The sequence below is a fragment of the Micromonospora maritima genome (assembly GCF_902825405.1).
In the GTDB taxonomy this organism is placed as follows: Bacteria; Actinomycetota; Actinomycetes; order Mycobacteriales; family Micromonosporaceae; genus Micromonospora; species Micromonospora maritima.
In genome coordinates this window covers 1-8,074 of the sequence record NZ_CADEAU010000248.1, presented here as the reverse complement: position 1 = coordinate 8,074, position 8,074 = coordinate 1, and the positions used below count along the sequence as shown (strand labels likewise).

8 protein-coding genes are annotated in these 8,074 nt (G+C 73.4%); 1 reads left to right on the top strand and 7 read right to left on the bottom strand.

What is annotated here, in order from left to right; genetic code table 11:
- Positions 1–510, bottom strand: a 510-nt coding sequence (locus HUW36_RS20430; RefSeq protein WP_174529640.1) for a MarR family winged helix-turn-helix transcriptional regulator, incomplete at its 3' end; no start/stop codon positions are given.
- A 95-nt stretch (positions 511–605) separates the two neighbouring features.
- Here HUW36_RS20430 and HUW36_RS20425 point away from each other — a divergent pair.
- Positions 606–1,736 (top strand): PP2C family protein-serine/threonine phosphatase, encoded by a 1,131-nt coding sequence (locus tag HUW36_RS20425; RefSeq protein WP_174529639.1) that lies wholly within the window; start codon positions 606–608, stop codon positions 1,734–1,736.
- A gap of 10 nt (positions 1,737–1,746) precedes the next feature.
- Here HUW36_RS20425 and HUW36_RS20420 read toward each other — a convergent pair whose 3' ends face one another.
- The 6 genes from HUW36_RS20420 to HUW36_RS20395 form a co-directional block, all read right to left on the bottom strand.
- Positions 1,747–3,228 (bottom strand): sugar transferase, encoded by a 1,482-nt coding sequence (locus HUW36_RS20420; RefSeq protein WP_174529638.1) that lies wholly within the window; start codon positions 3,226–3,228, stop codon positions 1,747–1,749.
- A gap of 211 nt (positions 3,229–3,439) precedes the next feature.
- The gene (locus tag HUW36_RS20415; protein ID WP_174529637.1) at positions 3,440–5,194 is read right to left on the bottom strand and encodes a substrate-binding domain-containing protein; all 1,755 of its coding nucleotides are present in this window, start codon (positions 5,192–5,194) and stop codon (positions 3,440–3,442) included.
- Positions 5,195–5,372: 178 nt separating this feature from the next.
- Complete coding sequence (locus HUW36_RS20410; RefSeq protein WP_174529636.1) at positions 5,373–6,407, bottom strand: lactonase family protein; 1,035 nt, start codon at positions 6,405–6,407, stop codon at positions 5,373–5,375.
- Positions 6,408–6,510: 103 nt separating this feature from the next.
- Complete coding sequence (locus HUW36_RS20405; protein WP_174529635.1) at positions 6,511–7,113, bottom strand: GTP-binding protein; 603 nt, start codon at positions 7,111–7,113, stop codon at positions 6,511–6,513.
- Positions 7,094–7,483 (bottom strand): DUF742 domain-containing protein, encoded by a 390-nt coding sequence (locus HUW36_RS20400; protein WP_091571419.1) that lies wholly within the window; start codon positions 7,481–7,483, stop codon positions 7,094–7,096. Before HUW36_RS20400 ends, HUW36_RS20405 begins: the two co-directional genes overlap by 20 nt.
- Positions 7,473–7,895 (bottom strand): roadblock/LC7 domain-containing protein, encoded by a 423-nt coding sequence (locus tag HUW36_RS20395; RefSeq protein ID WP_174529634.1) that lies wholly within the window; start codon positions 7,893–7,895, stop codon positions 7,473–7,475. Before HUW36_RS20395 ends, HUW36_RS20400 begins: the two co-directional genes overlap by 11 nt.
- Positions 7,896–8,074 lie beyond the last annotated feature (179 nt).

The window sequence follows — 8,074 nt, the reverse complement described above, 5'->3', positions numbered from 1 at the left end:
CTCGGCGGCCGCGGCCGGCGGCGTCGGCCCGGCCATCGGGTCCCCGATGCGTTCCCCGGAGGGTTGCAGGACCGGCCAGCCCTCGGCCACGGTGGCCTCACCGCGCCGTCCGACCTCGTCGAACTCGCGCATGCCGCGCAGCAGGGCCGCCCGGCCGTCCGCGCTCATCCCGGCCAGGATCCGCTCCAGCCGGTGCCGCCGGTCGGTGCGCAGCTCGGCGAGGAGGCGTCGGGCCGCCGGGGTGAGGTGCAGCGAGATCTCCCGGCGGTCGTAGCGGCCCGGCTCGCGTTCCAGCATCCCGGCCGCCACCAGCCGGTCACAGAGTCGGCTGGCGGAGGAGAGCAGCATGTCGGTCAGAGTGGCGAGCCGACGGAGGTTGATCCCGTCATACTGCTCGACGACCATGACCGCACGTAGTTGGGCTCCGGAGAGCCGGCTGGTGGTGCGCTCCCGAGCCGCCTCCCAGACGGCGAGCAGGGTGCCCGCCGCCTCGTCCAGGACTGCGGACATACTCGCTTCAGGTCCCCGTGGACCGCGCTCTTCGGTCATGGTGGGCCCGAGACTACCCCCCGGACCAGCCCGACGACCTGTGCAAAGGAGCAAAGATGAGCGGAGCGGAGGTTCGCGCGCGCCAGACCGTGACGGATGCGCCGACAGATCTCATCGTGGACCGGCTCGCCGCCGAGCTGGCCCGTGGGTACGGGATCACCCGCACCGAGCTCTACCAGGTCGACTACCGGCTCGCCGAGCTGCTGCCGCTGGGCGGCGGGGAGCCGATCGCCGGCCCCGGCCACCCGGCCTGGCGGGCCTTCGACCACCAGGAGCCGGTGGTCGTCGACGGGACGGGTTGGTTCCCGGTGGGGATGCGAGGTGAGCGCCGGGGCGTGCTGCGGGTCTCCCCGGCGCCCGACGACCCCGACGCCCTCCGGGAGCTGGACACCGTCGCCACGGTGCTCGGGCACGAGCTGGCCGCCGTCACGTCGACGACCGACATCTACCTGGGCGCCCGCCGCAGCCGGCGGCTCACCCTGGCCGCCGAGATGCAGTGGGAGCTGCTGCCCGGGCGCAGCCGGATCCGGCCCTCGTTCAGCCTCGCCGGTCAACTGGAGCCGGCGTACGCGGTGCGCGGGGACAGCTTCGACTGGTCCGACGACGGCCACCGGCTGTGGCTCGCGGTGCTCAACGGGTTCGGCGAGGGCGTGGCCGCGGCGCTGCTCACCTCGCTGGCCACGTACGCGCTGCGCAACGCCCGCCGGGCCGGCATCTCGCTCGCCGACCAGGCCGCCCTGGCCGACCAGGCGATCTTCGCGCAGCATCGGGGCGCCCAGCACCTCTCCGTGCTCCTGCTGGAGCTGGACCTGGCCACCGGCGCGCTGACCGCGGTCGACGCCGGTTCGCCGCGCCTGATCCGGCTACGCGCCGGCGTGGTGGCCGAGCAGGTGCTGGACAAGCAGTTCCCGCTCGGCATGTTCGAGGGGACCGACTACCGGGAGCAGCGGTTCCAGCTGGAGCGGGGCGACCGGCTCTTCGTGGTCAGCGACGGCGTGATCGACGCGACCGCCGAGCGGGTCCGGTACGGCGAGGCGGCGCTGGACCGGTTCCTGCGCCGCACCGGCCCGATGGAGTCGCTGGACGCGGTCCGGTCGCTGATCGGCGACCTGCGCGCGTTCGTGGCCGGCGACCTGGTCGACGACGCGGTGGTGGTCTGCCTGGACTGGCTGGGCCCGCAGCCCTGACCGGCCCGCGTCAGTAGGCGCCGCGGCTGTTGAGCACCGCGCCGAACGTCTTCCAGAGGATGGTCAGGTCGGCCGCGAGCGACCAGTTCTCCACGTAGTAGAGGTCGAGCCGGATGCCGTCCTCCCAGCTGAGGTCGGATCGGCCGCTGACCTGCCAGAGCCCGGTCATGCCGGGCTTGACCAGCAGCCGACGGGCCACGTCGCCGTCGTAGCGGGCCACCTCGGAGGGCAGCGGCGGACGCGGGCCGACGAGGCTCATCTGGCCGAGCAGCACGTTGGCGAGCTGGGGCAGCTCGTCCAGCGACCACTTGCGCAGCAGCCGGCCCACCCGGGTGACCCGGGGGTCGTCGCGCATCTTGAACATCAGGCCGTCGGTCTCGTTGCGCGCGGCCAGCTCGGCGAGCAGGGCGTCGGCGTTGACCACCATGGTGCGGAACTTGAAGACGCCGAACTCCTCGCCGCCCTGGCCGACCCGGGTCTGCCGGAACAGCACCGGGCCCCGGCTGTCGAGCTTGATGGCCAGCGCGATCACCGCCAGCAGCGGCGAGAGCAGGAGCAGGGCGATCAGCGAGATCGACCGGTCGACGAAGCCCTTGACCAGCTTGCGGGCGCCGCGGAACTCGGGCGCCTCGACGTGGATCAGCGGGAGGCCGGCGACCGGGCGGGTGTGGATGCGGGGGCCGGCCACGTCGGTCAGCGCCGGGGCCACCACCAGGTCGACGCCGGTGCCCTCCAGCTGCCAGCCGAGGCGGCGCAGCCGGGTCGCGGTCAGCTCGCCCGACGCGGTGACCGCGACCGTGTCCGCGCCGATCGCGGTGGCCGCCTCCGGAATGCCCCGGAACGACCCGACCACCGGCACGTCGCCCAGCCGTTGCGGCACCGGGGCGAGCAGCGCGTCCGGGATGCACGCGCCGACCACCTGGTAGCCGGCGTACGGTTCCCGGCGCAGCGTGTGCACCAGCTCCAGCACGTGCGCGGTGTCGCCGACCACGAGCACCTTGCGGGACCAGCCGCCGCCCCGGTAGCGGGCCTTGTGCAGCCGCTTGCGGGCCGCGAACCGGGCCGCCTCCAGCCCGAGCGTGCCGACCGCGAAGGAGATGGCCAGGAAGCCGCGGGAGACGCCGACGTCGGCGATGTAGCCGGCGATGGCGATGCCGCCGGCGAGCCGCAGGCTCGCCGCACTGACCCGTCGGTACTCGTCCGCGCCGTAGCCGAGCACCTGGTCGTCGTAGCAGCGCATGGCCTTGAGCGAGACCAGCCAGACGAGCAGGAGCGCCGGGGCGACCACCACGTAGGGGATCTCGGATCCGGTCGGTTGTTCGTCACCGAACCGGGCCAGGTAACCCACCAGGATCGCCACGGCGAGCACGGCGGTGTCGAGCACCACCAGGACCCGGATGTAGGCCCGCTCCGCGGCTCGCGTCGTCGCACCGGGGCGGTCGCCACCGGGTCGCGACGTCCTGGCGGGGGTCAACAGCGTCGCCGAGGTCACGGGCCCTCCCCACTCTGCTCAGGACCGCCCCGCCCCCGCCCGGCTCCGGAGGGAGCCTGCGGTCGGGGCACCCGGTCATCATGCCAAGACAATTATGGTTACCGATTGATTCGGACGCATTACCGTCAGTTCACTTTCCCGTGCTTGACCCGGGAAGCCTTCCGCCGTACCGGAAATCCGGTACGGCGGAAGGCTATCGCTGATTGTCGGGTCAGCGCGGGGCGGGCGGCCGCAGCGCGATCGCCTGCAGGAAGATCTCGCCGATCTTGCTCGGGTCGGTGGTCACGAACGCGCCGCCGCCGGTGACGTCCGTGATCGACTTCAGCTCCTTGCGGTTCACCTCGGTGCCGATGCCGATGATGATCACCTGGACCGGCTGCTCGTCGTCCCGCAGCTTCTTGAGCTTGTCGAGCAGCGCCTTCTGCGAGATGCCGTTGTCGTCGTCGTTCTGACCGTCGGTGAAGAGCACGATCGAGTTGACCTTGCCGGGCTCCCAGTCCTGCTGGACCTTCTGGTAGGCCGCGAGCATCGTGTCGTACAGGCCGGTGTTGCCCTTCGACGGCCGGATCGAGGCCAGACCGCGCTGCAGCGAGCCCCGGTTGCCCGACAGCGGGCCGATCCCGACCAGCTCGTTCCAGTCCTGCGTGCCCTGCAGGTTGGTGGAGAACGTCCACAGTCCGATCGACCAGGAGTCGTCGAACAGCCCCAGGCCCTGGCTCGCGGCCGCCACCGTGACCTGCTCCCGGCTGGCGCCGTTCGCCGTGGCCACCGGCTCCTTCATCGAGCCGGAGACGTCGATGACGCAGAGCATCCGGCCGGACTGGGTGGCCACCGACCAGGTGGTGGTGGCCGTCGAGATGGCGACCGGGTCCAGCTCGGCCGCGCCGCCCTGGCCGGACGGCGGGACCTGCTTCTCACCGCCGTTGGCCGGGCTCGGCGCGCCCGTCGGCGCCTGGAAACCGCGGCCCCAGTTGCCGTCCGGCGCGCGCAGCGACTGCGCGGCGAGCCGGTCCTTGAAGTCGCCGGAGCGCAGCGCCTCGTAGAGCACCCGCGCCGCCGAGGCCTTGCTCGGCTCGATCCCGGGCAGCACGGCGAACGGGTAGTCCAGCGAGATCGGCGGCGGGTCGAGGTAGAGCGCCGCCAGCTTGATCGGCGGCTTGGTGTTGTTGTAGGCGATCACGTCCTCCTCGGACAGCGCCGCCGCGCCCAGCCCGTTGGCGATGGCCGTGGGGTCGGACGAGCGCGGGAACCGCGCGAGGAGGTCCTGCCGCAGCGAGGAACGGTTGGTGGCCAGCGCCCGCAGCGCCCCGACCATGGCCTCCTGGGCCTGCGGGGAACCGGCCTCACCGGTGGAGCTGGCGGCTGCGGTCAGCGACAGCAGGCCGGACAGGCCGGCCGCGTCCTGCGTCGGCTCGACGATCCCGGCCCGCAGCGGCTTGCTGGCCGTCACCTGCTTGAGCAGGTCGGACCAGCGGAAGTCCTTGTCCGGCCAGCCGATCCGCGTGGCCACCGGCTCGGGCAGCGCGACCACGACCGGGCTACGCGCGATCGAGGCGCCGTTGCCCGGGGCGAAGGCGCTGGCCCCGCCCGCCTTGAGCCGGACCAGCCAGGTGGAGGAGTCGGGCACCCAGACGTCCGGGGTGACCGCGGTGCCGCTGGCCTGGCCGACGCCCGCCAGGGTGGCGCCGTGCTTGCTCGCCACGGCGGCGGCCACGTCGACCGGCTCGGCCGAGGCGACGTTGACGGCGATGCAGGTGTCACCGACCCGCGCGCCGTTGGCGACCCACTCGTCGGCGGCGCCACGCACCGCCGGGGCGATCTCCGGGGCGGCCGACACCGACAGCTCGATCCGGCCCGAGCAGTTCGGGCCGGCCAGCTGCTGGTATCCGAACCAGGAGCCGGCTACGACGGCGACGAGGGCGGTCGCCGCCGCGGCGGCACCTGCCCCACGAAGGTTAGTACGCATGCGATGGCGGCCAGACACGGTGACCATCTTGCGTATCTCGTGGGGTTACTGCCACAACCGTTCGGACGAAAGTTACGCAGGAGAAACAGTTGATCACCTAATCGATACACTGAGTCACGGACCAGTGATCCCGGGTGATCGCAATCCACACTGGACAGTGCAATCCGTCACGATCCCGTCACACCAGAACGCACGTCGGGCTCGCCAGCGGCACCGGCTCCCCGACCCGTTCCGGCACCCCGGTGGTCGGGTCCACCCGGAAGACGCCGACCAGGTCGGCCCGCTCGTCGGCGACGTAGAGGAACCCGCCGGACAGCGCGAAGTGCCGGGGCCACCCCCCGCCGGTCCCGACCTCGGCCACCAGCTCCGGCGCGGCGCCGTCCAGCGCGAAGACCGAGACCGTCCCCACGCCCCGGTTGCCCACGTAGAGGAAGCGCCCGTCCGGTCCGACGGCCACCTCCGAAGGCTGCACGTGCCCGGTCCGGCCGCTGGCGTCGACCCGTACCCGCTGGTGCAACCCGTCCGTCGTCAGGTCGTACGCCGTCACCGTGGCGTCCAGCTCACCGACCAGCCAGGCCCGCCGGCCGTCCGGGTGCCGGGCCAGGTGCCGGGGTCCGGTGCCGGCCGGCGTCCGCAGCCGGGGCGCCCGGGGCACCAACCGCCCGGAGGCGACGTCGAGGTCGTACCGGTAGACCGAGTCGGTGCCCAGGTCGACGGCGAGCAGCGGGCCGCCCGAAGGGTCGGGCGAGACCATGTGGCAGTGGGCCTTCTCCTGCCGCTCGGGGTCGGCGCCGTGCCCCTCGTGCCGGACCAGGTCGGTGCGCTCCCCCGGCACGCCCTCGGCGTCCAGCGGGAACACCGCGACGCTGCCGCCGCCGTAGTTCGCCACGAACACGTGCCGGCCGTCCGGCGCCACCGCGAGGTGACACGGTTCCCCACCACCGGTCGGGAGTACGCCCAGCGGCGCGAGGTCGCCGTCCGGGGCCACCCGGAAGGCGCTCAGCCGCCCGTCGGACAACTCGTTGACCGCGTAGAGCACCGGGAGCCCCGGATGCCGGACGAGGAACGACGGCGACGGGGTGACCGCCGCCGTGCCGAGCGGGGTGAGCGCCCCGGTCGCCGGGTCCCGCCGCGCCGCGACGATCCCCTCCGCCCGGCCCCCCGCCTCCGCCGTGTAGCCGCCGATGTGGACGACCTCGCCCGTGCCGGTCACCGCTCCCACCTTCCGCCGATCCTGCCGCGATCCCACCAGAGGCTTCCCGGAGAACCGCCCGGTCACTCGTGATTCCTCCGACCGGATGCCGGACGGACCGCGCTCAGCCCACCGGCACCGGCTCGCCGCGCTGCCGCGCCACGTGCTCGACCAGCGAGATCAGCACCAGCTTGCCGGACTGGCGGTCCCGGGCGTCGCAGAGCACCAGCGGCACGTCCGGGTCGAGGTCCAGGGCGTCCCGCACCGCCTCCAGGCCGAACCGCCGGGAGCCCTCGAAGCAGTTCACCCCCACCACGAAGGGGACGCCCCGCTGCTCGAAGTAGTCGATCGAGGGAAAGCAGTCGGCCAGCCGGCGGGTGTCGGCGAGCACCACCGCGCCGAGCGCGCCGAAGGCCAGCTCGTCCCAGAGGAACCAGAACCGGTCCTGGCCCGGCGTGCCGAACAGGTAGACCTGGAGGTCGTCGTTGATGGTGATCCGGCCGAAGTCCATGGCCACGGTGGTGGTGGACTTCTGCTCCACCCCGGAGACGTCGTCGGTGCCGAGACCGGCCCCGGTCAGCACCTCCTCGGTCTGCAACGGCCGCACCTCACTCAACGCGCTGACGAGCGTCGTCTTGCCGGCGCCGAACCCGCCGGCGATGAGGATCTTCAGGGCCAGCGGCACCCGCGACGCGGCCGGCTCCCGGTCATAGCGCACGGAGTCCACTGACCACCGCCTTGAGGATGTTGTCGTCGGGCAGGTACGCGGTGGCCGGGGGCCGGTGCACCGCGACGAACCCGTGGGCGAGGAGATCGCCGAGCAGCACCCGGACCACGCCGACGGCGAGGTCCAGGTCGGCGGCGAGGTCGGCGACGGCCTTCGGCCGCCGGGCCAGCTCGACCAGGCGGCGGTGCTCCGGCTGGAGACCGGGCGCGCCGGCCGGCTCGGCCGCCGGTGTGGTCAGCACGAAGGCCAGCAGGTCGAACCCGTCGACCGGGGGGCGGACCCGCCCACCGGTGAGCGTGTACGGGCGGACCACCGGGCCCGCGTCGGCGTCCAGCCACTCGTGCTGAGGGCCCGGCGACTCAGCGCGCATCGGTCGGCTCCCCCACGGTCCGCGCCGGTGCGGCCAGGTTCTCCCCGACGCGGATCACCAGCATCGCCATCTCGTACGCCACCAGGCCGATGTCGGCGTCGGCGTCGCTGGCCACGGCGAGGCAGGCGCCCTGCCCGGCGGCCGTGACGAACAGGTACGCGGACTCCATCTCCACCACCGTCTGGCGGACCGCGCCGCCGCCCAGGTGCCGGGTGGCCCCCTTGGCCAGGCCGGAGAAACCGGACGCCAGCGCGCACAGGTGCTCCGCGTCGGCGCGGTCCTGGTCGGCGGAGGCGCCCAGCAGCAGCCCGTCCGCGGAGAGCACCACCGCCTGGCGGGCGGCGGGGACCCGTTCCACCAGGTCGTCGAGCAGCCAGTCGAGATCGGCGTTCTGCCGCGTCGTGTGCACCACTAGGCGTCCCTCTCAGTCGCGGTTCGATGGTCCGGTGCCGGCGAAGAGGGCTCCGGGGCCGGCTCCGGGGCGGTGGACGGCGTACCGGTCTCGGCGGGCTCAGCGGCGGAGGCGTCCCGCAGCCGGGCGGCGGACGGGCCGCCGGTGGCGCGGGAGCCGTCCCGACGCCCCCGGGCGGT

Bases quoted from the DNA above. Each gene is read 5' to 3' on its own strand.
- HUW36_RS20425 (WP_174529639.1), top strand. From the start codon at position 606: ATGAGCGGAGCGGAGGTTCGCGCGCGCCAGACCGTGACGGATGCGCCG.
- HUW36_RS20415 (WP_174529637.1), bottom strand. From the start codon at position 5,194: ATGCGTACTAACCTTCGTGGGGCAGGTGCCGCCGCGGCGGCGACCGCC.
- HUW36_RS20400 (WP_091571419.1), bottom strand. From the start codon at position 7,483: ATGCGCGCTGAGTCGCCGGGCCCTCAGCACGAGTGGCTGGACGCCGAC.